We start from the raw sequence: 25,179 nt of genomic DNA, 5'->3' as shown, positions 1-25,179 counted from the left end.
AGAAGAAAGGCTGATGCACGATGACTACTCAGGAACAGGTTAAGGATGTCGTCTCCCAGGTTTTGGCTGACAAGGCAGACAAGGGCGGCATCAAGCGCGTCGTGTGGATTGGCGCCGGCGGATCCAACGGCGGTAACTATCCTGCCCAGTACTTTATGGAACACGAGGCCACGCAGGTCGTGAGCTCCAGCTACACCAGCAATGAGTTCGTGCACGCAACTCCTGCCTACGTTAACGAGAACACCCTGGCCGTCGTCGTGTCCATGCGCGGCACCAAGGAGACCATCGTCGCCGCCCAGGTCGCCAAGGACCACGGCGCCAGCACCATCGCCATCTATGTTGACGAGTCCGGCCTCACCGAGGTCTGCGACTACAAGATTCAGTACGACAGTCTGGCCGTCGACGAGTCCTGCATGGGTCGCACCAACTCTGCCGTCGTGACCATGATCGCCATGGAGCTTACGCAGCAGACCGAGGGCTATGCCGAGTACGAGACCGCTATGGCCGCGTTCGACTTGGTCGACCCCATCTATCGCAAGGCCGTCGAGTACACCCGTCCGCTCGCTGCCAAGTGGGCCGAGCAGAATGCCGACAAGCCCTGCATCAACGTCATGGCCCAGGGCCCGCTCTTTGGTGCCGCATACGTCTTTAGCATCTGCAACGTGCAGGAGATGCTGCAGATTGACTCCTGCACCATCAACACCTGTGACTTCTTCCACGGCCCCTTCGAGATCCTGGACAAGCGCACCTCGCTGTTCCAGCTCATCAGCGTCGGCCGCAGCCGCTGCAACGACGAGCGCGGCATCCGCTTCGTCAACCAGTACGGTGGCGAGCGCGTCTATCAGCTCGACGCCAAGGAGCTCGGCCTCAACGACATCAAGGACAGCGTGAGCGAGTACTTCAACCACCTGATCTTTGCCCCGATCCTCAACAACGTGTACATGCGTGCGCTCTCTGCCGTCACCCACAAGGACTACATGACACGCCGCTACATGTGGAAGCTCGATTACTAAGGGATAGAGTGGCCTAACAGCTCGATATCCTCATAAGTTGCGGTGGAATAGTTCCTGTTTGGGGGTTTGAAGCCTCTATTTAGGAACTATTTCACCGCAACCGCCGAATGATCCGCTGGGGACGGAGGAAAACGGATCACTTTTCCGCTCGCCGATTTGTGTCTTGAAAAATGTATATAACGACTATAACGTAGTATGAAACATATTGGAAACAATACTGAGGAGGCTGCGTTGAAGAAAAGCAATCTGGGCTATGTGCTGGTGCTGATCGCCGCGCTTATGTGGGGCAGCATCGGAATCTTTGTAAACGGCATCTCGGCCATGGGCGTTTCGTCCCAGAGCATGGCTGCCTTTCGCTTGTTGTCGGGTGCCGTCTTAATGGCTCCGGTCTTGGCGTTTATGGGTTGCCAGGGAGGTGCTCGTGAGGGAAAAGCCTCGGGTCCTATGGCACTATTCAAGGCAAGTCCTAAAGAGCTTGTTCCCTGCGCGCTTCTTGGCATTATCGGCCTCGCCACCGCTAACACGCTTTATTACGAGTGCATGGGCGAGGTGGGCATGTCCACGGCCTCGGTGCTGCTTTACACCTCGCCGGTGTTTGGCGTCGTGCTCGGCCGCGTGCTTTATCGCGAGGACGTGACCCCCAACAAGCTCGTCGCCATCGTCTTTAACATTGTGGGTTGCGTGCTCGCGGTGACGAGCGGCGACCTGTCTGGTTTCCATTTCTCGGCTTGGGGCGTCGCGTCGGGTGTGATCGCCGGACTTTGCGGTGCACTTCTGGCGGTGTTTAGCCGTATGGCTACCAAGACGCTGCATCCGCTGGCGGTGACGTTTTGGGGCTTTGTCTTTGGCGGATGCTTTATGGCAGTGCTTTCGGCTCCGTGGTCCGATGTAGCCGCGGCAATGTCCCCGCAGCTCATTCTGCTGTTCGCGGGCTTTGGCTTTATTCCTACGGCTCTTGCGTACATCTTCTATATGCAGGGCCTTTCGATGGATCTTGAGACATCGAAGGTGCCGGTCGTGGCTTCGTTCGAAACCGTGGCGACCGTTCTGGTCGGTATTGGCATCTACGCCGAGCCCGCTGGCGCGATCAAGGTCCTGGGCATCGTGCTGGTGCTCGCGTCCATCCTGATTATGAACACCGATTTCTCCAAGCTGCGCAACAGCGCCTTTGTCGGCCATATCGTTGAGAGCATGACCTTTAAGCCCAACGCGTGGTGGACGGAGAAATCGCAGGACATGGATCTGTTCCGCGAGCGCACCGGCATCGCGCTGGAGCCCACCGTGCAGGAAAGCCCCTGGTACTTCGTGCGATAGGGGATTGAGCGCGGCGTCCGACCTGGGGTTATCCAGCCAGCGCCGGCCTACCCAGCCCCAACGTTTCAAGTACGTTAAACCCGTCAACGGTCGATTTTCACCCGCGAACGGTCTTTATACTAATTAGCAATATAAGCAACGTATAAGACGTTATAATGACCATAACGAAAAGGAGGAGGCAAGATGAATCAGATCATTCTCGCATCTCATGGCGGCCTGGCCGCAGGCGCCAAAGACACGCTCGAGATGGTTCTCGGCGACGTGTCGAACGTCCACGTCGTGTCGCTTGCTCGTGACGACAAGGAGCCCATCACCAATAAGGTGGACGCCATGATCGCCACGTTCAACGCGGACGACACCGTCTATGTGCTGACCGATATGCTCGGCAGCTCGGTCAACAACAACATGGTCGAGCTTTCCAAGAACGGCACGAAGTTTACGGTTGTCAGCGGTTTCAACATCCCGCTGGCGCTCACGCTCGCTATGAGCCCCGTCCCCGTCAAGGGCGCCGAGCTCGCGGCCCTCATCAACGAGGCCCGCACCGGTCTGACCAACCCCAACGCACCGGTCGAGGCCGCCGCGGCTCCCGCAAAGAAGGCCAAGGCGTCCCGTCACAGCTCCGGTCCCGCCAAGATCGTCCTCGCACGTCTTGACTACCGTCTGCTGCACGGCCAGGTCGTCTTTACCTGGACCACCAAGGTCCAGGCCGAGCGCATCATCGTCGTCGACAACGCTGCCGCCAACGATGACATCAAGAAGGGCGCTCTTAAGCTGGCCAAGCCCCAGGGCGTGCGCCTGAACGTCTTCACCGTCGAGCGTGCCCTCGCCAAGATGGATAAGCTCAACACCCTCGGCGAGCGCGTCATGTTCGTCTTTGGCAACACTGCCGAGATGCTGCAGTTCTGCCAGGGCTACAAGCTCGACGCCATCAACCTGGGCGCCACCGCCAACCACAACGGTGCCGATCAGGTCGGCGGCAAGGACAGCTCCGTCTTCCTCGACGCCACCCAGAAGGCCGACGTCAACCAGCTGCTCGACATGGGCATCAAGCTCTATGTCCAGCAGACCCCTACGTATCAGAGCGTCGACATCGACGCCAAGCTGTAATCAACCAGGCTTTTGCCTGACTGAAAGGAGAAGGGTATGAATACGTTCATCAGTGCGGTGCTCGTCGGCCTCGTCGGCGTGTTCTGCATGTGGGACTCCCGCCTGCTCGGTCGTCTTAACTTCGAGCAGCCCCTCGTTGGCGCTACGCTCGTCGGTCTGCTGCTGGGCGATGTGCCCACCGGCCTTGCCGTCGGTGCCGCCGTCGAGCTCGTGTCCATGGGCCTGGTGCAGGTCGGCGCCGCCGTTCCGCCCGATATGGTCCTGGGCGGCATCGTGGCCGCTGCCTTTGCGTGCCTGACCGATGCTTCCGCCGAGACCGCCATGACGATCGCCATCCCGGTCGCCGTCCTGGGTCAGCTCCTCGGCATCGTGTTCCGTTCCATCATCGCCGCCCTCACCCATGTGGCAGATAGCGCGATCGATAACGGAAAGTTCAAGACCGCCTACCGTATGCACATCTGCGCCGGCTCCGGTCTGTACGCCATCATGTACTTCCTGCCGATCTTCCTCGCCGTCTTTGTTGGCACCGACCTGGTTCAGGCCATCGTCAACATGGTTCCCGAGTGGCTGTCCACTGGTCTTAACGTTTCGACCAAGATCATGACCGCCTACGGCTTGGCCCTGCTGCTCACCATGATGATCAAGAAGGGTATGACTCCGTTCCTGTTCATCGGTTTCCTGCTCGCCGCTTACCTCAACCTGTCCGTCATCGCGGTCGCTCTGATCGGCGTGTGCCTGGCTGTCGTCTTCATGGGCTTCAAGTTCAATGGTTCCCATGCAGCCGCCGGTGTCGATTCCGACTACGATCCGCTCGAAGACGACGAAGACTAAGGAGGAACACACTATGGCAACCGCAACCAAGGACGTGTCCCTGAACAAGAAGGTCAGCCAGTTCTTCTGGCGCTCCTGGGCCATCCAGGCCTCTTGGAACTACGAGCGTCAGATGAACATGGGCTTCCTCTACGGCATGGTTCCCACGCTCGATCGCCTCTATCCGGATGAGTCCGACCCCAAGCAGCTCGCTGCTAAGAAAGAGGCTTACCACCGTCACATGGCGTTCTACAACTGCACCCCGCAGACGAGCGCTTTCATCCTGGGCCTCTCCGCCTCCATGGAGGAGGAGTACGCCAAGGATCCCGAGAACTTCGATCCCGATTCGATCAACGCGGTCAAGACCTCCCTCATGGGTCCGCTTTCCGGCATCGGTGACTCCTTCTTCCAGGGCACCATCCGCGTTATCGCCTTTGGCCTGGGCGTTCAGCTGGCTCAGCAGGGCTCCATCATGGGCCCGATCCTGGCCATGCTCATTTCCATCGTGCCCTCCGTGCTGATCACTTGGTTCGCAGCCAAGATGGGCTATCAGGGCGGTCACGAGTACCTGAGCAAGCTTCAGGGCGGCGACCTCATGGAGAAGCTCATGTATGTCTGCGGCATCGTGGGTCTTATGTCCGTGGGCGGCATGATCGCTACGCTGATCGGCGCCACCACCCCGCTGCAGTTCGCTGAGGGCACCGTCGTTATCCAGGACATCCTGGACGGCATGATGCCTCAGATGATCTCCCTCGGCCTCACCGGCCTTATGTACTGGCTCATCAAGAAGAACGTCAACACCGGTTGGCTTCTCGTGATCGCCATCGTGGGCGGCATCGCCCTCTCCGCGGCCGGCATCCTGGCCTAGTCGCGACCAAGCGTCTAACCGCTTTCCCCGGGGAGCCTGCCTGGCATCCCATACCCCAGGCAGGCTTCCATCCCTATACGTGACAAAGGGCAGTCCCTTTGTCACATCCTCAACGGGCCGGCGACTCGGTCCAAATCACGGTAACCCTGCGTGCGCCCGGCAATGTGGCGCCGCAAAAATCGAAAGGAATGTGTCAGATGTACGAGATCGACCTTAACCTCCCTAAGCAGATCGTCGCTGACGTCCTGTCCAACCACGAGATCCACAGCGTCGCCTTCGTCGGCTGCGGTGCTTCCATGTCCGACCTGTACCCCGCCAAGTACTTCCTGGCCAACAACACGGACAAGCTGAACGTTCAGATCTTCACCGCTAACGAGTTCAACTACGACACGCCCTCCTGGGTCAACGAGCACACCTTCGTGATCACCTGCTCCCTCGGTGGCTCCACGCCCGAGACCGTCGAGGCCAACAAGACCGCCAAGAAGCACAACTGCCCGGTCGTCTCCCTCACCAACAAGGCTGGCTCCGCTCTGACCGTCGACGCCGACCACGTCATCGTCCACGGCTTCCACGCCAACTACGCTGCCAAGTGCGAGAAGCCCGGCTACGCCATCGCTCTTGCTCTCGAGATCCTTCAGCAGACCGAGGGTTATGACCACTACGAGGACATGATCACCGGCCTCACCAACATCTTCGATCTCTGCGAGAACGCCGCTCAGCACTGCAAGAAGCTCGCCAAGAAGTTCGCCGAGGACTTCAAGGACGACAAGATGATCTACTTCATGGCTTCCGGTGCCTCCGAGAAGATGGCTTATTCTCACGCCGCCTTCCTGTTCACCGAGATGCAGTGGATCGACGCCGCCGCCTACAACACCGGCGAGTACTTCCACGGCCCGTTCGAGGTTTCCACCGAGGGTAAGCCCTACGTCTTCTTCATGTCCGATGGCGCCACCCGTCCGATGGACGCTCGCGCCCTCACCTTCCTTGAGCGCATGGGTGCCAAGGTCGCTCTGATCGACTCCAAGGACTACGGCCTGGCTGACGCCGTGCCCGCGAGCGTCATCACCTACTTCAACCCGCTGCTGCACCTCGCCGTTATGCGCGAGTACGGCAACCAGATCGCCGAGGCCCGTCAGCACCCGCTGACCATGCGTCGCTACATGTGGAAGCTTTCCTACTAATCACAAGTAAGTAGACCTTACGGGTTGATTGAGAGGGGATGGGGTTTGCGCCCCATCCCCTTTTTTGCTCTGGGGAGGGCGTGTCTGTCGCGTCATAAAGCCCCAGATAAAACCTACCAAAATAAACCTGTCCCTTTTTGGCAGGTGGGAGGAGATGCATATGATCAAGGCAGTGCTGTTTGACATGGACGGAGTGCTGGTCGATACCGAGTGGTTCTACAACCGCCGCCGCGTGGCGTTTATGGAAGAGAAGGGGTTCCACTTTGACGAGATTCCCGATCTTTCGGGGTCTAACGAGCCTGCCATTTGGGAGGCGCTGGTGCCCGACGATGTTGAGCTGCGCGAGCGCCTGCGCGTGGAGTACAAGCAGGTTTATAGCCCGGACCATCCCGTTCCGTATGCCGAGCTGCTCAACGAGCAGGCGGAGCCGGTGATGCGTGAGCTGCACGAGCGCGGCGTGAAGTGCGCCATCGCGAGCTCGTCCTATCGCGAGCTTATTGACGAGCTGGTGGAGATTGCCGGTATCGCCGACGTGCTGGACTACACCATCAGTGGTCACGAGTGCAGCGCGTTTAAGCCCGACCCCGAGATCTACCTGCGCGCCATGGAGGCGCTGGGGGTGGAGCCTGCCGAGTGCCTGGTTATCGAGGATTCGCCTTTGGGCATCGAGGCCGGCAAGCGCTCCGGCGCCCGCGTCCTGGCGCTGCGTCCGCACGAGGGCGTCAACCTAGATCAGTCCGCCGCCGACGTTGTCATCGACAGCCTGACCGACATTTTGGCCGCTTTGTAGTGTCAATCCGCCGCGAGAAGCATTGGTTCATGCGTCTTTTGCTGCGGATTGGCTTAATTTGTCCTCTATTTGGATTCGTTTGGCTTCGATTCGGACTAAGTGAGTAGACTTTTTGGTGCAGTACGAGCACAAAGTGCATCTGCTCTAGCAAAACCGCAGGTCACAGGGGTGGCGGTTTTGGGTGTGCTCGGCAGATCGTAAAAAGTCTACTCACTGGTAATTTGGGCCTTTGGTCGTGGAGACTGTTGGTCCCGCTTTGGTTGTCGAGAGAGGGTGAATTGAAGCGCCCCCGCACGCTCCATGCTACAATCGCGGGCATGCCCCACAACTATATCTGCCTTCGAAAGGAACCTACGTGGCGAACGCCATCGATCAGCTCACGGACCGCGTGCTCGTGCTCGGCCGCCTCACCATCGTCCGCCGTGCCATTACTGCCGTGGCGGTCACCATTTCCGCCGTCCTCCAAACATTCCTGATCCAGGCGTTCATTCAGCCCGCCGACCTGCTTCCGAGCGGTCTCACCGGCGTCGCGGTCCTGCTCGATCGCGTTACTTCGCTGGGCGGCGTTCACATCGACATCTCGCTCGGTATGCTCGCGCTCAACATCCCCGTGGCACTCCTATGTTGGAGCGGCATCAGCAAGCGCTTTGTCATCTTCTCGATGATGCAGGTCGTGCTCTCGTCGCTGTTCCTTAACGTCTTTCACTTCGCTCCATTTTTGGGCGACAAGATCATGCTAATCATTTTTGGCGGCGTGGTCTCGGGTCTGGGCGCTGCCATCGCGCTTAAATCCGGCGCATCCACCGGCGGCACCGATTTTATCGCGCTGTGGGTTTCCAACCACACGGGCAAGACCATCTGGGGCGTCATCTTTGGTTTCAACTGCTTTATCCTGGCGATCTTTGGCTTTATGTTTGGCTGGGACAAGGCGGCGTATTCCATCGTGTTCCAGTTTATTTCGACCAAGACCATCGACAGTTTCTATCGTCGCTACGACCGCGTGACGCTGCAGATCACGACGCGTAAGGCAGACGAGGTCATGACTGCCTACGTAAACCATTTTCAGCACGGCATTAGCTGCGCCGAGGTCGTCGGCGGATACAGCCGCGAAAAGATGTACCTGCTGAACACCGTTGTCTCGACCTACGAGAGCCAGGACATTATCAAGCTGGTGTGCGACGTTGATCCCGGCGCCGTGATCAACGTGTTCCACACGCTCAACTTTGTGGGCGGCTGGTGGGGTGGTCATGTCGACGAGCCCATGCCCACGGCCGTTCCCGATCCCGACAAGCCCGCACGCATGGCCAGCAGGCAGGCGCGCCTCAGCGAGCAGGACAGCCTGCAGCAGGACGACGGCAGGTAGAGTGTTGGCATTTTGCCGGCACGGCGCAATCCTGTCCGCTTGAGCCTCCCGAAAGCCTCGCTGCTTTCGGGAGGCCTTCGTTTGCCCAGATAAAACCTACCAAAATGAAGCTGTCGCTTTTTGGTAGGGAGGGTGTATCGTTTTATCATTATGAGGTAACATGAAACTAGACGTTATATACGTATTAGTTATTTCGATATTTCGATAAGAGTGATTAGATATGCCTACACCCAAAAATGCACCGCTTTACCAGCAGATTTATGACGAAATCAAGGATGCGATCGAGAAAGGTGTTTATGCACCCAAGGAGCGTATTCCGTCCGAGCTTGAGCTAGCCGAGCAGTACGAGGTGAGCCGCATCACGGTGCGCCGCGCCGTCGAGGAGCTGTGCTCCGATGGCTACCTGGTTAAGCAGCAGGGCCGCGGCACCTTTGTTTCCACGCCGCACATCAACCGCCAGTTTCACGCCTCGACGTTGCAGACGTTTACCGCGCTGTGTGCCAACAACGGCATGAAGGCCGGTGCACATGTGGTCGATCGCCAGATTGTGCCGGCGCGCCAAAACGAGATGGAGTTCTTTGGCCTGCAGAAGGATGCGCTGCTGCTGCATATCAAGCGCGTGCGTACGGCCGACGGCGAGCCAATCTTTGAGGAGAACATCTTTGTGCCGTTTGACGCCTACCGTGAGCTTTTGACGGCCGATCTTGAGGACAAGTCGATTTTTGCCGAGGTCGAGCGTGTTGGCGGAACGCCGATTGTCTCGGTTGGCTACCGTACGGTCGAGGCCGTTCGAGCTAACGCCGAGCAGGCGGCCGAGCTGGGCATTGCTCCGCACGATCCGCTGCTCAACCTGCGTGCCGGCTTTACCGGTCCCGATGACGAGCCGGTTTTGATGGGTAAGCAGTACTACGTGGGATCGCGCTACGTTATGGTCATGTAAGTTACGCGGTTTTACCAAACCGCGTAACGGCTCGACGCTGCAAACGCCCCTAAGCGGCAATCTGACGTTCAATCGTCGGTCGCGTACCGAAGTACGCTTCCCTCCTCTTTCACGTCACCTTGCTCGCTTAGGGGCGTTTTCGCTGACTTATGCTCAACCAGCGACGTTTGCGCGCTTGTCAAGAGATTAGCCGTTGGGAAAGTGTCCAAAAATCCCACGCTCGTTCCTTTTGGATTGCGTTGCCCGTGGCCGACAGCCGTGCGGCACCGGTCCGCGTGGCGGCGTATAATCGGCGGCAGATGACTTGGACGTTAGGAAACCATGACCGATAGCATGCAGCAGATGGCGCTCGACACGCTCGGCGCCTATTTTGGCTACACCTCGTTTCGCCCGGGACAGGACCGCATGGTCGATGCGATCCTTGCCGGTCGCGATGCGCTGGGCGTTATGCCCACGGGCGCCGGCAAGTCCATTTGCTACCAGGTGCCCGCGCTCATGCTGCCCGGCATCACCTTTGTGGTGAGTCCGCTGCTGTCGCTTATGGAGGACCAGACCCGTGCGTTGCTCGCGGCGGGTGCGCGACCCAGCTATCTCAACTCCAGCCTTACTCCGGCCCAGCAAAATACCGTGCTCAAACGGGCACGCGAGGGCCGCTACCAGCTTATGTACGTGGCGCCCGAGCGCCTGCTCGAGCCGCGCTTTTTAGCCTTTGCGCAGGAGGCTGCGGCCGACGGCGGCATTGGCGTGCCGCTCGTGGCCATTGACGAGGCCCACTGCGTGAGCCAATGGGGCCAGGATTTCCGCCCCGCCTATCTGCAGATTCGTGAGTTCATCGATTCCCTGCCGCAGCGCCCCATCGTTGCGGCCTTTACCGCTACGGCGACCGAGCGCGTGCGTGCGGACATTCAGCAGATGCTCGGCCTGCAAAACCCCGCGACGGTGGTGACGGGCTTCGATCGCAAGAACCTCTACTTTGGTTGCGAGGAGATGGGCGACAAGGCCAAGACTGCCTGGGTGCGCGACTACGTGATTGCGCATTCGAGCGAGAGCGGCATCGTGTATTGCTCGACTCGCAAGACGGTCGATGCGCTGGCGGGCGAGCTTGCCGAGGCGCTGGGACCCAGCGGCATTCGCGTTGGCCGCTACCATGCCGGCATGGGCAACGACGCCCGCCGCCAGAGCCAGCGTGCCTTTATCGACGATGACATTCAGGTGATGGTTGCCACCAACGCCTTTGGCATGGGCATCGACAAGCCCAACGTGCGCTACGTGATCCACAACAACGTGCCCGAGAGCATCGAGGCATACTACCAAGAGGCGGGCCGCGCTGGCCGCGATGGCGATCCGGCCAGCTGTCACTTGCTGTGGAACGGTAACGATTTTCGTATGCGCCGCTTTTTGATCGACCGCGGCGATGCGGCCGACGAGGCGCTCGACGACGAGCAGCGCGCGTGGGCGCTCCAGAACCGTTATCGCCTGCTCAGCCAGATGGAGGGCTACTGCAATACCACCGGCTGTCTGCGCGAATACATGCTGCGCTACTTTGGCGATGAGGCCGCGGCCGAGCATGCGGCAGCCGCCGCGGGCGGCACGGCAGACGACGCCGCGGGCTGCGGCAACTGCAGCAACTGTCTCACGCAGTTCGAGGTCGAGGACGTCACCGGCATGGCCCGCGCCGCCGTGCGCTATGTGGCCACGCGTCCCATGCGCTTTGGCAAGTCGCTGATCGCCGACGTGCTCCACGGCGGCAACACCGAGCGCATTCGCCAGATGCATCTGGACGAGGACCGCGGCTACGGTGAGCTGTCGAGCGAATCGGTCGGGCGCATCAAGGACATCGTCGGGCAGCTGTGCGGTCGTGGTTATTTGGCCACCTCGCAGGGGCAGTACCCGGTCGTGGGACTGGGTCCGCGTGCCGGCGAGGTCGAGGACGAGGCGTTCGCCTTTACCGTTAAGCGCCGCGCGTCCAAGCGCAAGGCCTCGGCCTGCGCCCGCCGCGCCGTCGATCTGCTGCGCGAGGAGGCCGAGCTGGATCAGCGCCCGCGCGTTGGCGACGATGCCGAGCTGTTCGAGCGCCTGCGTGCCCTCCGCAAGGAGATCTCGACGGAGCTGGAGATGGCGCCGTATATGGTCTTTTCCGACAAGGCCCTGCGCGGCCTGTGCCGCCTGCGTCCACAGACGCGCGAGGAGCTGATCCAGGTCAACGGCATTGGCGAGAAAAAAGCCGACGCCTTTGGCGAGCAGTTTATGGCGGCGATTGAAGAGTTTGAGCCCGAGCATGCGCGGGATGGAGCGTAACGATGGCATTCGACGATAAAACCGACCGCACTGACGTGCCCGCCGTGCCGCTGTACCAGCAGGTTATGGACGACCTAAAGGGCGAGATCGCGCGCGGCGTGTACGCAGCCGGCTCGCGCATCCCTGCCGAGATAGAGCTCGCGAAGTCCTACGGCGTGGGGCGCATCACCGTGCGCCGCGCCATCGAGGAGCTGTCGCGTGCGGGGTATCTCAACCGCCAGCAGGGGAGGGGCACGTTTGTGTGCGCTCCCAAGCTCAAACGCAAGATTCGCCAGAAGGGTGACGTCCAGAGCTTTACTGAGGGTTGTGCTGCCAACGACATGGTGCCGGGTGCGCGTCTGGTGTCGCGCACGGTGGTCGCGGCGACGCACGAGGATGCGGCGTTTTTTGGTGTGGAACCCGGCTGCGAGCTCATCGTTATCGAGCGCGTGCGCACGGCCGACGGCATTCCCGTCATGCTCGAGAACAACGCCTTTGTGCTCGCCGACCATCCCTACCTGCAGACGCTGGCCGACGAGGACCTCACCGATAACTCAATCTTTGCGCTCGTTGCCGAGCATTCGGGTCGCGCGCCGCTCAAGTCCGACCCCTGCACCGTGGAGATTGCGCTTGCCGATACTCAGACGGCCCCGCTGCTGGAGGTGCCGGTCGGCGAGCCGCTCTTCTATATGGAGGCCTACTTTACCGACGCCGGCGGGCGCCCTCTACTGCTCGGCCGCCAAAAGATCGTGGGCTCGCGCTACGTCTTTGACATCTAACGTCCACAGATAGAACAATATAGAACAAATTTGCTGAGATGACTTCACGGGCGTTGTTACACGTGCTATAAATAGGACAACATAGAACGACAACAGGTACGAGCTGTCGTCGTTCAAAGCCGCCCCACAAGGAGGAGCATCAGCATGAACGCACATGATCTGGTTCAGGAAATCATCGAGCGCAAGGGCAAGATCGAGAACGTCTTTTGGATCGCTTGTGGCGGTTCGATGATCGACCTGATGCCGGCCAACGAACTGCTCAAGCGTGAGGCCACCACGTTTACCTCGACGGTCTACACGGCGCGCGAGTTTTGCCTGATGGCTCCCAAGAGTCTTGGCGAGAAGTCGCTCGTCATCGCCTGCAGCCACAGCGGCAACACGCAGGAGGTCGTCGACGGCTGCGAGATGGCGCTGGCCGCCGGTGCCGAGGTCATTGCCCTTACCGACTGCGAGGGCTCAAAGATCGACAACGGCAAGTGGACTACCTGGGTCTATCCGTGGGGTGAGGGTGTGTCGCAGGCTGAGGTGCCGCAGGGCATCGGCGCTCTGATCGCCGCCGAGTTGCTCGACCAGCAGGAAGGCTACGAGGCACTCGCCGACATGTATGAGGGCCTCAAGCAGATGGATGCGCTGCTGCCCGCCGCCCGTGAGAAGGTCAACGCCGAGCTGGGCGCCCGCTTTGCCGAGCTCTGCCAGCAGCACAAGTTCTTCTATATCCTGGGCTCCGGCCCCAACTTTAGCCAGACCTATGCCATGGCGATCTGCTCGCTCATGGAGATGCAGTGGCAGCACTGCTGCTACATCCACTCCGGCGAGTATTTCCACGGTCCTTTCGAGGCTACCGAGCCCGGCGTGTTCTACTTTGTGCAGCTCGGATCGGGCGAGTGCCGCCCCATGGAGGAGCGCGCGCTGGCGTTCCTCAACACGCACACCGATACAGTCATGGTGCTCGATGCGCTCGAGTACGGCGTGGGTGAAGTGCCTGCTAGCGTGCGTTCGTTCCTGGAGCCGATCTTCTTCTACAACATGAGCTGCGAGCTGCGCGCCGCACGCGGCAAGGTGTTCGATCACAGCCCCGAGGTTCGTCGCTACATGGGCATCGAGCAGTACTAGGTACCGGGAAAAGTATTCACCTTCGATTCGCAAGCGTGTCGTGTGAGTCAAAAAGCGGGCCGCGCCGATGGGTTTCCGGCGCGGCCCGCTTTGCATGGCGTCCGTATGAGCGAGGTGTCGCGGCAACCGACGCTTACTTGGCGTCGTAGGCCTCGGCATCCCACCAGTCGAGCTGGGCGATGTTGTCGCGAATGTGCTGGCAGCTCTTGTGGAAGCCCTCGAGCTCGTGCTCGGACAGGTCGAGCGTGTAGACCTCCTCGACGCCCTCGGCGCCGATCACGCACGGCAGGGAGGTAAAGATACCCTCCTCGCCATAATGGCCGGTCATGAGCGTGGATGCCGAAAGCACGGCGTGCTCGTTGTGCAGCACGGCGGCGCAGACGCGCGCGGCGGAGTTGGCGACGGCGTACTCGGTGCACTGCTTGCCCTGGTAGGTCACATAGCCGCCCTTGCGTGCAAGCTCCTCGATCTCCATGTGGTCGAAGGCGTACTTGTCGGGGTTCTCGGCCTGAAGTTCGTTGAGGCTCTTACCGGCGATGGTTGCGGCTTTAAAGGCGGCAAGCTGGCTAAAACCGTGCTCGCCGATCATGTAGGCGTCGATGGACTTGGGGCTCACGCCGACCTTCTTGGAGATCTCGGTGCGAAGGCGGGCGGAGTCCAGGCCGCAGCCCGAGCCGATGATCTTCTTGGGATCATAGCCGGTCAGGTGCCACAGCTCGGTGCACACGACGTCGCAGGGGTTGGAGATGCTCACGAAGATGCCGTCAAAGCCGGCGTCGACGATGCGCTTGGCAAAGGTGCGGGCGGCGTCGGTGGTAAAGAACAGCTCGCCGTCGCGGTTGCCGGCGGCCAGTGCGACCTTGCCGGCGGCGTTGACGATGACGTCGCAGCAGGCAAGCTCCTCGTAGTGGTCGTAGCAGTTGACGATCTTGGTGTTGTACGGGACAAACGAAAGGGAGTCGCGCAGGTCCTGGACCTCGGACGTCACCTTGGCCTGGTTGATATCGCACAGGTACAGCTCATCGGCAATGCCCTGCATGAGCAGACTGTTGGCAACATGTGCTCCTACGTGGCCCTGGCCGACCACACCGATCTTACGCGTCTGGTACATATATGTATCCTTTCGGCCGAGTTTTTCGCGTCGAACCATTGTAACGTCCTGCTGCCACTTTGCTAGGCTAAAGCGCCATAGATTTTTGGGCATGCCTTAATCTCTACTTTTGGAGTGATTTGGGCCGCTGACGGCATCGCTGGGCGATATGCTCGCGCGGATGGGGCCGCTCGTTGTACCATAGCTGCAACTGACTCGTAAGGAGCATCCATGCCCATTCGCATCCCCGACGCCCTCCCTGCCGCCGCGCAGCTCGAGAGCGAGAACATCTTTGTCATGACCGAGTACCGCGCGCTGCACCAAGACATCCGTCCGCTGCGCGTGCTCATCCTCAACCTCATGCCCACCAAGATCGCCACCGAGACGCAGATCATGCGCAAGCTCTCCAACACGCCGCTGCAGGTGGAGGTGGACCTGCTGCGCACGAAAACGCACGAGGCCACGCACGTGAGCGCCGGCCACCTGGAGACGTTCTATCGCACGTTCGACGACATCCGCGACATCCACTACGACGGCCTGATCATCACGGGCGCGCCGGTGGAGCAGATGCCGTTCGAGGAGGTCGACTACTGGCCCGAGCTCTGCCAGATCATGGATTGGTCCACCACGCACGTGCACTCCACGCTGCACATTTGTTGGGGCGCGCAGGCCGGTCTGTACCATCATTACGGTATCCAGAAGTATGACCTGCCGGCAAAGGCAAGCGGCGTGTTCGAGCATTATCTGGTGAAGCCGCAAAGCCCGCTGGTCCGCGGCTTTGACGACCGCTTCTATGCCGTACATTCGCGCAACACCGATGTGCGTCGCGAGGACGTGGAGGCCGAGCCGCAGCTTGAGGTCGTGGCCGTGTCCGACGAGGTGGGCCTGTACATCGTCAAGTCGACCGACAGCCATCGCTTCTTTGTCTTTGGCCATCCCGAGTACGATACCGACACGTTGCGCCTGGAGTACGAGCGCGACGTGAAGCGCGGCCTCAACCCTCAGGTGCCGGCGCACTACTTTCCGGGTGACGACCCCACCGCCGAGCCGCGCAACGTCTGGCGCAGCCAGGCTCAGCTGTTCTACACCAACTGGCTCAACTACTACGTCTACCAGACCACGCCCTACGACCTGGCCCGCGCCGGCGAGGAGCACTAGGCTGCGATGGTACTGCTGTAGCCGTGGCTGATGTGGCGGCGATTAGGCGCTGATGATGTGGGGTAGCGGCAGGTCGTGAGCGTCGGTGGGAACGCGGTCGACACGCTGCTCGTCAAAGGCGATGCCGATGATTTGGCATGCGGGCGAGAGCATGGGCAGATAGCGGTCATAGCAACCGCCGCCGTAGCCCAGGCGCGCGCCGGTTTGGTCGAAGGCCACGAGCGGCACGACGATCATGTCGAGAGCTTCGGCAGGCACGATAGGGAAGTGGTTGCTGTCGATGTCCGTGGCCGCGAAGGCCCGCGTGGGGTGGGCGATAAACGGAGCCGCGGACGCATCGTCGGCGGCAACTGCCCGCATACACATGCGCTGGCCACAAGCCACGGCGTCTGTTGCCGAGAGCATGCACGGATAGGCCACGCGCCAGCCGCGCGCGGCGGCCGCAGCGGCAAACGCGGCAGGGTCTGCCTCGGAACCCATCGCGGCATAGACGGCAACGATGCGCGGCGCCGCGGCATCCAAGCGGCCCAGCAGCTCAACCAGCCGCGCACAGATATCAGCAGACTTCGCCGCCCGCACATCCAAATCAATCGCATCGCGCCGGGCAATCACCGCTCGCCGCAATTTAGCCTTGTCCATCCCAACCTCCTCTAGCAAACCTGCCAAAAAGGGACAGGTTTATTTTGGCGGGTTTTATCTGGGTAAACAGCAAAAACAACCACGAAGGGGACACATGCACCTTCGTGGCGGTCTGTGCCGTGATGGGCGTCTGCGGCGGTTTGTCTCGATCTGTAACAGTAACTCGGCAAAATTGGACTTAGATGTTACAGATTGAGACAAAGAGCTAGTGCCGTTCGGGAACGTCTTGATCTGTAACATCTGGAGCCGATATTGCCGTCTAGATGTACAGATCGAGACAAACCGCCGCGGTGGGCTGCGCCGCCTCGCCCAAGCCGCAGAAAAAGGTAGATTTCCGGGCATGTCCCAAAAATCTACCTTTGTTGTGGTTAGCCCAGCAGGTCGATGACGTTGAAGCCGGCGTTGCTCTTGGCGATGACGTCTCGGCCGCCAAAGACGCAGGTGGGCGAGGTGGCCGCGATGCGCGTGACGTCGGCGCCGAGCGAGCGCAGCTCACCGGGCGTGGCGGCGAGCATCTGGGCGCGGCGCTCCTCGCGTGCATGCGGATCGAGTCCGGCCAGGTAGGTCGTGTTGCGGCGCTTGGTGAGCGCGTACGGCTTCACCGGCGCGTCCATGCCGCTCACGCAGCTCACGATAAAGCCCTCAAAGGCGGCCTCGTCGGGCTCAAAGCTGCCGAGCCATTCGCCTGCGCGCGCCACGCGCTCAATCGAGGGGTCGATTGCCGGGTCGCGGTAGGTGTAGAACGCCGCCTGACGCTCGCCGGCCGCGCGGAATCCGCAGCCGTACGCACCACCCTTCACGCGGATCTCGTTCCACAGGTAGTCGTAGGAGAGCGCGTTGGCGGCAACCGCCCAGGCGCCCGTCACGTCAATGCCCAGGCGACGCGGATCGCACGCACGCGCGGCAAAACAGATGTCGCTGGGGATGACAAAAGCCTCGTGGCGGTCGCACGGCGCCGGCACCACGAGCGCGTCGCGGCCGGCATCGGCGCCGTCGCCAGCGTCCAGCCCCAGGTCGCCCGCGGCATCCCAGTACGCGTCAAAGTCCTCGTCGCTGCCGGTAAAGCTCGCCATGCAGCCGTCGGCCACAAAGATGCGGCCCGCCAGCTCGGTAAGCTTGGCGCGCAGGCCGTCCAGGCGCTCGTCAAAGTGGTCGAGCAGATCGCGCAGGAACAGATAGAAATCAACGCCCGAAAGCTGCTCGCGCACCACGGCCGAAGGCGAGCTGTAGCTCATCGCGCGACCGAGCGCCGCCGAGTGGCCGTTGTTGATAAAGCCCTGCTCAAGCCCAATGCGAATCTGCGTGAGCACGTCGCGCATGCGGTCGGCGTCGGCGTCTGCCAAAAGCGTGCTCGACCATACCTCGCGCGGCAGACTCGCCAGTGCATCGATCTTCTCGGACAGGGCGCCGGCGCTCACCAGCAGGTAGGGGCGCACGCCGTCTACTTCGGGCTGCGTCATGACTTCGGTCGTAAAGCTCAAAAAGCCCAGCTTGCCGGCGAGCAAGTTGTCGAGTTCCTCGGCCGAGTGCTCGCTCGTGGGCAGCTGTTTGAGCAGGCGGCAGAGCAGCGTCACATAGGGCAGGTCCTCAAACGCGACGCAGCTCAGGTCGAAATACTGCATGGCGTAGGCCAGACGGTTGGTGGGGATGCCGTGGCGCAGGCAGGGGATGGGCGCGGTCGTGTCCACGACCAGTGGCGGCTCGGGGCGCGCCTCGCCAATGTCGGACACGCGCAGGCGCGGCAGCGTGGCCTTGGCCTCGGGTGTGTCTTCCGCCTCCTGCGCGGCACGCAGCGCGGCCGTGCGCTCGACCACGTCGGCCAGCTCGGCATCGGTCATGGCATCGCGCTTGGCTGCCAGCTCGGCGGCCTCGGCACCCTCCGAACCCTCGGCGGCGTCCACCGGCACCAGCTCGACCAGTGCCATGTGATCGTTCTGCAGCACCAGTTCGCGCAGCAGGTCCTCAAAATAGCTGCCGTCCAGGTCGCCGCGCAGCTCCTCGTACACCGGGCCGTACTTGAGCGCCAGCGTCGCGGCGTCGTCATCGTAGAGCCACGTGCTCAGCGCGTCGCACGCAATGGCCACGCCGTCGGCGATACCGTAGTCGCGCTGGCGCAGGTCGTATTCGTTGCTGCTGATGATGGCTTCCAGGCGCTCGTGCGGAACGCCATGCTCGCATAGGTCGCGGCAGGCGTCCTGGAACATGCGGCGCAGCTCGCGCGCCACGCCGGGCTGCGCGTTTTGCAGCATGATGAGCTCGTAGGGCTGCAGGCTCTCGGCCGCGGTGTAGCTCACCACGTTGCCGCCCAGGCCGGCGGCCAGAATGGCCTTCTTAACCGGTGCTTCGTTGGAGCCCAGCAGTGCCTCGAACAGGATATCCGCCGCGATCGTGCGTTTGCGGTCGAGCGCGCTGCCCAGCACCAGGCCCAGGCCCACCAGGGCGTTCTCGGGTGTAGTGGCCATCTCGACGCGCTTGTACTCGCAGGTCACGGGTGCCTGCACGCCCAGCGGATTGGGCGCCAGCGTGGACGGGTCCTCGCCGGCGGCGACGGCAGCGTCCATGCGGCAGCTCGCGGCACTCGGCTGCGACAGATAACGCTCGTCCAAAAACGCCAGCGCGCGGTCCACATCTAGGTCGCCGTAGAGCGTTATATAAGAGTTGGAAGGATTGTAGTGGCGCGCGTGCGTGTCCAGGAACTGCTCGTAGGTGAGCGCGGGAATCGCGCGCGGGTCGCCGCCGCTCTCGTGCGCATAGGCGGTGTCGGGATAGAGCGCGGCGTTGATGGCGTCGTCCAGCACGCTCATGGGGTCGGACAGCGCGCCCTTCATCTCGTTAAACACCACGCCGTTATAGCGCAGCGTGCCCTCGCGCAGGCTGGCGGGGCTGCCGTCGCCCTCGCCCTCGGCGCTCTCTGGCAGATCCAGCTCGTAGTGCCAGCCCTCCTGCTCAAAAATGGTGGGCTTGGTATAGATGGCCGGGTTGAACACCGCGTCCAGGTACACGTCCATCAGGTTATACAGATCCTGCTCGTTGGTGGTGGCAACGGGGTAGATGGTCTTGTCGGGGTAGGTCATGGCGTTGAGGAACGTCTGCATGGAGCTCTTGATCAGGTCGACAAACGGCTCCTTGACGGGAAACTTGGCCGATCCGCACAGCACCGAGTGCTCAAGAATATGGAACACGCCGGTGGAATCGGCCGGCGGCGTCTTAAAGCCAATGGCAAAGGCCTTGTTTTCGTCGTCGCACGCCAGGTACAGCAGACGAGCGCCCGAGGCAGTGTGTCGCAGCACGTAAGCGTCCGAGTCGAGCTCGGGCACGGTCTCGCGGCGCTCGACGGCAAAGCCGTGGCAGGTAGTGCCGGGCACCAGCAGTGCAGCGGCTGCGGCGCGCGGGTCGGTTGAGGTGGTGGGCATATGCAGTCTCCTTTGACGCCCCAGCGGGGGCGAATCGAGTCGAATCCTCGAGAGTATACCCATATGGGGCCGCGACCCTGCGGCGAACTGGAGACGATGCCAGCGGATTGGGCGAAGGGCTCGCGTGCCCGCCGCACGAGCGTGGAAAATTGGACACTCGCCAAACGAGAGTGGATATTCGGACGGACGAGCGAGGATTTCCGGATACCTATCGAACGAGAGTGGATATTTGGACGGAATTTGCCGCAAAAGCCCCAAAAACCGTCCAAATATCCACTCTCGATATCCGACCGTCCGAAAATCCTCGCTCGTCCATCACTCGCGTATCTCTCGTCCCTCATTCGTCTCTAATATGAGAGATGACAGGAAGATGAGAGAAAAATATGAGAGATAACTGAGCAGCAAAGAGACAGGCAATCATGGTATTGTCTCAATACCGATTGTTCTACCAGCAAAAATATGTATAAATGAAGCAAATGGTAGACATTCCATCTCTATCTATCTCTTATCTCTAAGCCGAGAGATAGAGAGATAAATGAGAGATAATTACGAGAGATAACTGAGAGACGAGGGAAATCTATCCGCGGCATTCTCCGCAGGACCGAGCGAAAGGACGTGCAGATGAACGAAAACGAGCTGACCGGTCTGCTTGAGTCTTTAAGGCGTATGGGCTCGGATGATCTTAACGTCGAAGTGAAGGAGAGCGCCACGACGCTTTCCCGCGACGTATGGGAAACGGTGAGCGCATTCGCGAACACTGCCGGCGGAATCATCGTGCTCGGAGTGAGTGAGCGCGCAGGTTTTGTCCCGGTTGAGAACTTCGAGACCGAGAAAGTGCTCAACCAATTTGTGTCAGGCATGGGTGATGCGGGCGGTCGAGGAAAGCTGGCCAATCCGCCTAAATACACGATCGAGCGAGTGGAGCTTCAGGGCGTCATCGTTCTCGTCATTACGATTGAGGAGCTCGATCCGTCGAGCAAGCCCTGCTATGTCATAGAGCGGGGCGCCCAGGGCGGCAGCTACAAGCGCATCGATGACAAAGATGTGCCGCTTTCATCGACTGAGGTGCTCGCATTGGCGTCATACGGTCGAGCGACTCCGAGCGATCGCGACGCGGTGGCGGGTGCGGGCGCGGACAATCTCGACGAGACGCTGGTCGACCGTACGATAGATCGGGCTTTCTCGTTGACGCCCCGGGCAATGCGCGGCGCGCCGGACAAACAAACGAAGCTGGAGCGCCTAAATATCCTTGATTCCCAGGGCAATGTCACCAAGGCTGGACTCCTAGTTGTGGGCACCTACCCTCAGCAGTTCTATCCCAAGCTCTTCATTGACGTGGCTGTCCATGCGGGAACTCAGAAGGGCATGGCGGGGTCGCTGAGGTTCATGGACCGCACAATCTGTGAGGGAACGTTGGGCGAGATGATCTCGGATGCTGTCGCGGCCGTCGCCAAGAATTTGCGGCGAACCTCGACCGTCCAAGGTGTCTCGCGTGTCGACTCGCTGGAGATTCCCGAGGAGGTTCTGCGCGAGGCAATCGCCAACGCCGTAATCCATCGAGAATACGGGGATCGGTTCTGTGGACAATCGATTGCCGTCGACGTCTTTGACAATCGTGTCGAGGTGACGAATCCTGGCGGCCTTTACGGGGGAAAGACTCGCGAGAACTTGTTTGACGGCAGCTCCCGATGCCGTAACGCGACGCTCGTGAAACTCATGTCGATTGTCCCGCTGCCGGATGGCGCAGGTTCGCCGGCTGAGGGCAATGGCTCGGGCATCCCGATGATGATCGATGCCATGCGCGCGCATGGTCTGGCCGAGCCCCTGTTCTGCCCGGGGCTCGATCGGTTCAAGGTCGTACTTTACCGTTCAAAGATCGAGCCGGTCGATCATGGCGGGGGCTTAATTGTGACGGCACTCAAACACTACGGCGAGCTGGGGACGCGTGAGCTGGCAGAACGCACGGGGCTTACAATTTCCCAGGTTAGGTCGCGCGTCAACGCGCTCATTGCTCAAGGCGAGCTTGAGCCCACGGCGCCGTCGACAAGCCGCAACCGCAAATATCGACTGTCAGAGCGCGTGGAATAAATGCGTTAGTGGACGAGGCGACTCAATAATCGACCCTCGATTGGCGCCCACTAAGGTAAAGCGGTTGTTGCCCAGTCGACGGTGATGCTAAAGACTCGGCTTACGCCGGCATGGCCCCGAACCCGTCCATCAAGAACAGCCTAAGAACCAGCTTGATGACATATCCCGGTTTGACTTCAGCCGTGCCAAAGACGCTGCGTTCGGCGAGCTCGCTGCAGTATGCGTAGATATCGCGGATAAGGTCCGCGCCCGAAAGCGTAAACATGTAGCCTGCGTCCGAAAGCGCATTGGGCGCGGCGGGCAACTTGGCCATGTGGCAGAACGTTTGCAGGTCGGGCGCCATAACATTCTGGTAGTCGAGGTGGCCGCTGGTATCCTGTGCGGCAAGCTCCAATTGGCGCGCAAAATCCAGCGCCGCCGCTAACACAAAGCTCGGCGTAGGCGCATTGACGTCCTGGGTGGTCGCCACAAGCCTGCCCGCCGCCTGCGTGATAAGCCAGGCGACCTCGCGCTGGCAGCGCACGGCCTTGCGCGTAACCGGCTTGATGGACGAAGAAGAAACGCTCCCCTTAGGTGGATTCGAAGCAGCCATAAGGCCCTCCCATGAACGACCCGGTCCAACAAGCCCGGATGAAACACGTGCTACATCAGTATACAGGGAAGTGGGGTAGCGGGGTACAAGCGCGCCAGCGGCAAACCGAGAGCATCAACGATGTGCCGATCGCGGAATGAGATCTCGTAATAATTGACTCTCGGCCATATTATTGAGGGGCATAACTCGCGTTCGTATGGTTGTAGGTGCTGGCGATGAACGACATTGACCTTGCTGTTCCGTTGATGGATGGACCAAGCTATGACCGCGCCTGCAGTCTCGTGCCTTCCGAATACGTTGAGGCATGGGAGTGGTTTCTGGGTGAGGAACAGCGCGGCGGCGTTTGGACCAGCCTTCCGCACCACACCAAGGAAGATAGCCCTCAGTATCAGTATCGTTTGAGAATTGGCTCGGACTTCTTTCCCGTAACGCGGGATTCAGGGATCTTCTGGCCGGGCCAGGATCGGGTGAAGCAAGATCCCAATAAGATCTTTGCGCTTTCGGTCCATAACTCTAAAAAGAGCTTCTACACCGATGTACCTCCGCTCTATTTGGACGATGGTACGTGGGTCATTAAGTATTCGGTCCAAGCGCCAGGCGCCGTTGGTTCTCGAGACCAGAATTACAACAGTAAAATGCTCAACTGCATGGAATGTGGCGTTCCAGTCGGAGTCATATTTGCAACCGAGGTGGGCTACAAGGTGCTCGGCCTTGCGTTTGTTGAACGGTTCGAGCCCGAAAACGGATGGTTTGTTCTGCACGGTCCTGTTCATAAAGGCGGACCGGACCCCCGTTTTGCGCCCGACATGAGCTATCTGAAGCACATGCCCGTCGATATTGAGTTTGCCGGACAGGGTACGACCGACGACGAAAAGGTCCGCTATGCGTTAAGGCGCGAGCGATTGGGGCAGCAATGGTTCCGCAAGCAGCTCGTTGCCGCCTATGATGGCCGTTGCGCGGTGTCGGACTGCGGCGTCAGCGAAGCTCTGGAGGCTGCACATATCGAGAATTACTCGGGACCCAAATCGCAGGTTGCCAGCAACGGCATTCTGCTTCGGCGCGACTTACATGCTTTATTCGATGCTCATCTGATTTCGTTTGAGCCTGTTTGCGGCGAATATCGGCTGTGCGGATCGTACCTGCTGGATAAGACCGGCTACGCTTCCTTTGCGGGTGCGACGCTAAGGCAGCCGAATGAGCGTCAGTGGCGACCCAATGCGGTGTTTCTTGAGGCCCATCGCATTGAGTTCGATCGCTCGGAAAAGAAGCGTGAAAAGGCGGGGCTTCTGCCGTATTAGCGTATTTGGCTTTGGCATTCTTTGACGATCGTGTTGTTTGATCGGATCGCGTGGCGATGCAATCTCGCGCATGCCCGCCGGTGCATGCTCTTCCTGTTTTGTATAGCGAGAGGGGAGCGTGTATGAGCTGGCGAGGCGATATTGTGATGGGGAAGTACGGAAAACTGCCGTGTGCCCTTATAGACAACAATATGTTTCCGAGCGTAGAGGTTGATTGCGGGTCGTTTGTCGTCACCTGCCCTTGCTGCGGCTCGCAAATACCGTGTCTCGACATTCGGTTCATCGATGCGCGCGACAGGTTCAGCGACGAAGTGAGAAAACAGACAGGCGTTCATATGCCGGTGTATCCGGAGAAATGCCCCGTTTGTGGCCTCGATATCGTGTACGACGCCGGCGACGAGGGATAGGTGATGCGGAGGAGCTGACTGTGAAGGCCTCTCCGTCCCTACAAATAAATCCCCTCACCGAGCTGCTTGTGGAACTCGGCGTGATGGTCGCGTGCCCAGGTAAAGAGCGCCTGGTCAAAGTCGGTACGCGTGGCCGGGACGCCAAAGACGCCGGCAACTTCGACGCGTATAAACTCCAGTGCCGGCAGCTTGTTGATGGCAGTGAGGGCAAACGGGGACGAGGGCTCCTCGAACAGATAGCGGCTGCCTTGCAGCGCGTCGCAACTGGTGCACGTGTTGCCGAGCGACGGGGCTTTGGAGGCTCGCGCGCCTACGGGCTTGTAGCCGCAGCGCTTATGAAGGTAGTCGCGGATCTCGCCCGGCACGCAGCCAAGAGCGGGCACGATGGCGAGTGCGTTGGCGTTGGCCGTGTCGATGGCAATGTGCCCGGCTTCGTTGGGCGCGTGCGCGATGGCGATGCTCTCGTCGTTATCGGCTCGATAGGGAATGCCGAAGGCCGCGACCGAGGTCTCTTTGTGACACTTCCAGCACTCGCGCTTGCCCAGTACTAGATATATATACGGCGCAGAGGGGTCGGATCGGTCAATACCGGGCAGCCACTCGGCAAAGGGCTCGGGGTTGACGCCGCTGGGTACATACCAGATTTTCTTGGTCCGGTCCCATTTGGCGCCCAACGCCTTGGCTTCTTCTTTGTGCGAAAAGGGAACATCGAGCTCGGTGCGCATGGTGGCTCCTTGGTGCTGCAGGTGTAAGTGGCTCAAGGATACCGCAGGGCGCAGACATCGTGGCGTTTTGCCGAGAAGCTGTGGTGCGGACTGATTGGTTATACCGATGGATAGATCGGCAAGTAGATGGTCGGCTTTTGGCCAGTTGGGCGGTTGGAGCTGCCAGCGGATTTGGCGGCATAAAACAAAACAGCCCAGAGGACATAGCCTCTGA

The 25,179-nt window shown here is 60.4% G+C and carries 21 protein-coding genes; 16 read left to right on the top strand and 5 right to left on the bottom strand.

The window, feature by feature from the left end; all coding sequences use genetic code 11:
• Nucleotides 1–20 precede the first annotated feature (20 nt).
• The 12 genes from KTF55_RS01735 (at nucleotide 21) to KTF55_RS01680 (ending at nucleotide 13,555) form a co-directional block, all read left to right on the top strand.
• Entirely contained in the window at nucleotides 21–1,013 is a 993-nt protein-coding gene (locus tag KTF55_RS01735; protein WP_006235139.1) for an SIS domain-containing protein, read from the top strand.
• A 231-nt stretch (nucleotides 1,014–1,244) separates the two neighbouring features.
• The gene (locus KTF55_RS01730) at nucleotides 1,245–2,327 is read left to right on the top strand and encodes a DMT family transporter (protein ID WP_217107498.1); all 1,083 of its coding nucleotides are present in this window, start codon (nucleotides 1,245–1,247) and stop codon (nucleotides 2,325–2,327) included.
• A 183-nt stretch (nucleotides 2,328–2,510) separates the two neighbouring features.
• Entirely contained in the window at nucleotides 2,511–3,434 is a 924-nt protein-coding gene (locus tag KTF55_RS01725; RefSeq protein WP_217107499.1) for a PTS mannose/fructose/sorbose transporter subunit IIAB, read from the top strand.
• A gap of 36 nt (nucleotides 3,435–3,470) precedes the next feature.
• Complete coding sequence (locus KTF55_RS01720) at nucleotides 3,471–4,265, top strand: PTS sugar transporter subunit IIC (RefSeq protein WP_022095161.1); 795 nt, start codon at nucleotides 3,471–3,473, stop codon at nucleotides 4,263–4,265.
• A gap of 13 nt (nucleotides 4,266–4,278) precedes the next feature.
• Nucleotides 4,279–5,112 carry a PTS system mannose/fructose/sorbose family transporter subunit IID gene (locus tag KTF55_RS01715; protein ID WP_035136780.1) on the top strand — a complete coding sequence of 278 codons (834 nt, stop codon included), beginning with the start codon at nucleotides 4,279–4,281 and terminating at the stop codon, nucleotides 5,110–5,112.
• 197 nt (nucleotides 5,113–5,309) lie between these two features.
• Nucleotides 5,310–6,293, top strand: coding sequence for an SIS domain-containing protein (locus KTF55_RS01710; RefSeq protein WP_226790479.1), 984 nt, complete (start codon nucleotides 5,310–5,312; stop codon nucleotides 6,291–6,293).
• Between the two features lie 160 nt (nucleotides 6,294–6,453).
• Nucleotides 6,454–7,083, top strand: coding sequence for an HAD family phosphatase (locus KTF55_RS01705; RefSeq protein ID WP_217107500.1), 630 nt, complete (start codon nucleotides 6,454–6,456; stop codon nucleotides 7,081–7,083).
• 355 nt (nucleotides 7,084–7,438) lie between these two features.
• A complete protein-coding gene (locus KTF55_RS01700; protein WP_195521476.1) occupies nucleotides 7,439–8,446 on the top strand; it encodes a YitT family protein in 1,008 nt (335 codons plus the stop codon).
• Between the two features lie 220 nt (nucleotides 8,447–8,666).
• On the top strand, nucleotides 8,667–9,386 hold the full coding sequence (locus KTF55_RS01695; RefSeq protein WP_148332770.1) for a GntR family transcriptional regulator: 720 nt from the start codon (nucleotides 8,667–8,669) through the stop codon (nucleotides 9,384–9,386).
• Nucleotides 9,387–9,707: 321 nt separating this feature from the next.
• Nucleotides 9,708–11,684: an ATP-dependent DNA helicase RecQ gene (locus KTF55_RS01690; protein WP_217107501.1), complete on the top strand. Its 1,977-nt coding sequence runs from the start codon at nucleotides 9,708–9,710 to the stop codon at nucleotides 11,682–11,684.
• 2 nt (nucleotides 11,685–11,686) lie between these two features.
• A complete protein-coding gene (locus tag KTF55_RS01685) occupies nucleotides 11,687–12,442 on the top strand; it encodes a GntR family transcriptional regulator (RefSeq protein ID WP_217107502.1) in 756 nt (251 codons plus the stop codon).
• A gap of 144 nt (nucleotides 12,443–12,586) precedes the next feature.
• On the top strand, nucleotides 12,587–13,555 hold the full coding sequence (locus KTF55_RS01680; protein ID WP_217107503.1) for an SIS domain-containing protein: 969 nt from the start codon (nucleotides 12,587–12,589) through the stop codon (nucleotides 13,553–13,555).
• A 133-nt stretch (nucleotides 13,556–13,688) separates the two neighbouring features.
• Here the strand turns inward: KTF55_RS01680 and KTF55_RS01675 are convergent, their stop codons facing one another.
• Nucleotides 13,689–14,666 (bottom strand): L-lactate dehydrogenase, encoded by a 978-nt coding sequence (locus KTF55_RS01675; RefSeq protein WP_217107504.1) that lies wholly within the window; start codon nucleotides 14,664–14,666, stop codon nucleotides 13,689–13,691.
• Nucleotides 14,667–14,876: 210 nt separating this feature from the next.
• Between KTF55_RS01675 and metA the strand changes: the two genes are divergently transcribed.
• Nucleotides 14,877–15,803 carry a homoserine O-succinyltransferase gene (gene metA, locus KTF55_RS01670; RefSeq protein WP_217107505.1) on the top strand — a complete coding sequence of 309 codons (927 nt, stop codon included), beginning with the start codon at nucleotides 14,877–14,879 and terminating at the stop codon, nucleotides 15,801–15,803.
• 42 nt (nucleotides 15,804–15,845) lie between these two features.
• Here the strand turns inward: metA and KTF55_RS01665 are convergent, their stop codons facing one another.
• Together KTF55_RS01665 and KTF55_RS01660 are read right to left on the bottom strand one after the other, a co-directional pair.
• Nucleotides 15,846–16,442: a 5-formyltetrahydrofolate cyclo-ligase gene (locus KTF55_RS01665; protein ID WP_217107506.1), complete on the bottom strand. Its 597-nt coding sequence runs from the start codon at nucleotides 16,440–16,442 to the stop codon at nucleotides 15,846–15,848.
• A gap of 368 nt (nucleotides 16,443–16,810) precedes the next feature.
• Nucleotides 16,811–19,855, bottom strand: a complete 3,045-nt coding sequence (locus KTF55_RS01660; RefSeq protein WP_217107507.1) for an insulinase family protein — start codon at nucleotides 19,853–19,855, stop codon at nucleotides 16,811–16,813.
• A 621-nt stretch (nucleotides 19,856–20,476) separates the two neighbouring features.
• Here KTF55_RS01660 and KTF55_RS01655 point away from each other — a divergent pair.
• A complete protein-coding gene (locus KTF55_RS01655) occupies nucleotides 20,477–21,943 on the top strand; it encodes an ATP-binding protein (protein WP_217107508.1) in 1,467 nt (488 codons plus the stop codon).
• Between the two features lie 100 nt (nucleotides 21,944–22,043).
• Here KTF55_RS01655 and KTF55_RS01650 read toward each other — a convergent pair whose 3' ends face one another.
• Nucleotides 22,044–22,535 (bottom strand): hypothetical protein, encoded by a 492-nt coding sequence (locus KTF55_RS01650; protein ID WP_217107509.1) that lies wholly within the window; start codon nucleotides 22,533–22,535, stop codon nucleotides 22,044–22,046.
• Nucleotides 22,536–22,750: 215 nt separating this feature from the next.
• On the opposite strand from KTF55_RS01650, the gene KTF55_RS01645 reads away from it, so the two are divergent.
• Nucleotides 22,751–23,833, top strand: coding sequence for an HNH endonuclease (locus KTF55_RS01645; protein WP_195521324.1), 1,083 nt, complete (start codon nucleotides 22,751–22,753; stop codon nucleotides 23,831–23,833).
• 122 nt (nucleotides 23,834–23,955) lie between these two features.
• Nucleotides 23,956–24,240, top strand: a complete 285-nt coding sequence (locus tag KTF55_RS01640; RefSeq protein ID WP_217107510.1) for a hypothetical protein — start codon at nucleotides 23,956–23,958, stop codon at nucleotides 24,238–24,240.
• Nucleotides 24,241–24,278: 38 nt separating this feature from the next.
• Here KTF55_RS01640 and KTF55_RS01635 read toward each other — a convergent pair whose 3' ends face one another.
• The gene (locus tag KTF55_RS01635; protein WP_195521322.1) at nucleotides 24,279–24,965 is read right to left on the bottom strand and encodes a DUF5710 domain-containing protein; all 687 of its coding nucleotides are present in this window, start codon (nucleotides 24,963–24,965) and stop codon (nucleotides 24,279–24,281) included.
• Nucleotides 24,966–25,179 lie beyond the last annotated feature (214 nt).

The sequence above is a fragment of the Collinsella sp. MSK.8.10 genome (assembly GCF_019041915.1).
Lineage (GTDB): Bacteria > Actinomycetota > Coriobacteriia > Coriobacteriales > Coriobacteriaceae > Collinsella.
The sequence above is the reverse complement of the archived record's forward strand: the minus strand, read 5'-3'. Positions and strand labels throughout refer to the sequence as shown.

Excerpts from the sequence above, each read along its gene's own strand:
- KTF55_RS01735 (WP_006235139.1), top strand. The coding sequence starts at position 21 with ATGACTACTCAGGAACAGGTTAAGGATGTCGTCTCCCAGGTTTTGGCT.
- KTF55_RS01725 (WP_217107499.1), top strand. The coding sequence starts at position 2,511 with ATGAATCAGATCATTCTCGCATCTCATGGCGGCCTGGCCGCAGGCGCC.
- KTF55_RS01720 (WP_022095161.1), top strand. The coding sequence starts at position 3,471 with ATGAATACGTTCATCAGTGCGGTGCTCGTCGGCCTCGTCGGCGTGTTC.
- KTF55_RS01715 (WP_035136780.1), top strand. The coding sequence starts at position 4,279 with ATGGCAACCGCAACCAAGGACGTGTCCCTGAACAAGAAGGTCAGCCAG.
- KTF55_RS01710 (WP_226790479.1), top strand. The coding sequence starts at position 5,310 with ATGTACGAGATCGACCTTAACCTCCCTAAGCAGATCGTCGCTGACGTC.
- KTF55_RS01705 (WP_217107500.1), top strand. The coding sequence starts at position 6,454 with ATGATCAAGGCAGTGCTGTTTGACATGGACGGAGTGCTGGTCGATACC.
- KTF55_RS01695 (WP_148332770.1), top strand. The coding sequence starts at position 8,667 with ATGCCTACACCCAAAAATGCACCGCTTTACCAGCAGATTTATGACGAA.
- KTF55_RS01690 (WP_217107501.1), top strand. The coding sequence starts at position 9,708 with ATGACCGATAGCATGCAGCAGATGGCGCTCGACACGCTCGGCGCCTAT.
- KTF55_RS01685 (WP_217107502.1), top strand. The coding sequence starts at position 11,687 with ATGGCATTCGACGATAAAACCGACCGCACTGACGTGCCCGCCGTGCCG.
- KTF55_RS01680 (WP_217107503.1), top strand. The coding sequence starts at position 12,587 with ATGAACGCACATGATCTGGTTCAGGAAATCATCGAGCGCAAGGGCAAG.
- KTF55_RS01675 (WP_217107504.1), bottom strand. The coding sequence starts at position 14,666 with ATGTACCAGACGCGTAAGATCGGTGTGGTCGGCCAGGGCCACGTAGGA.
- metA (WP_217107505.1), top strand. The coding sequence starts at position 14,877 with ATGCCCATTCGCATCCCCGACGCCCTCCCTGCCGCCGCGCAGCTCGAG.
- KTF55_RS01665 (WP_217107506.1), bottom strand. The coding sequence starts at position 16,442 with ATGGACAAGGCTAAATTGCGGCGAGCGGTGATTGCCCGGCGCGATGCG.
- KTF55_RS01660 (WP_217107507.1), bottom strand. The coding sequence starts at position 19,855 with ATGCCCACCACCTCAACCGACCCGCGCGCCGCAGCCGCTGCACTGCTG.
- KTF55_RS01655 (WP_217107508.1), top strand. The coding sequence starts at position 20,477 with ATGAACGAAAACGAGCTGACCGGTCTGCTTGAGTCTTTAAGGCGTATG.
- KTF55_RS01650 (WP_217107509.1), bottom strand. The coding sequence starts at position 22,535 with ATGGCTGCTTCGAATCCACCTAAGGGGAGCGTTTCTTCTTCGTCCATC.
- KTF55_RS01645 (WP_195521324.1), top strand. The coding sequence starts at position 22,751 with ATGAACGACATTGACCTTGCTGTTCCGTTGATGGATGGACCAAGCTAT.
- KTF55_RS01640 (WP_217107510.1), top strand. The coding sequence starts at position 23,956 with ATGAGCTGGCGAGGCGATATTGTGATGGGGAAGTACGGAAAACTGCCG.
- KTF55_RS01635 (WP_195521322.1), bottom strand. The coding sequence starts at position 24,965 with ATGCGCACCGAGCTCGATGTTCCCTTTTCGCACAAAGAAGAAGCCAAG.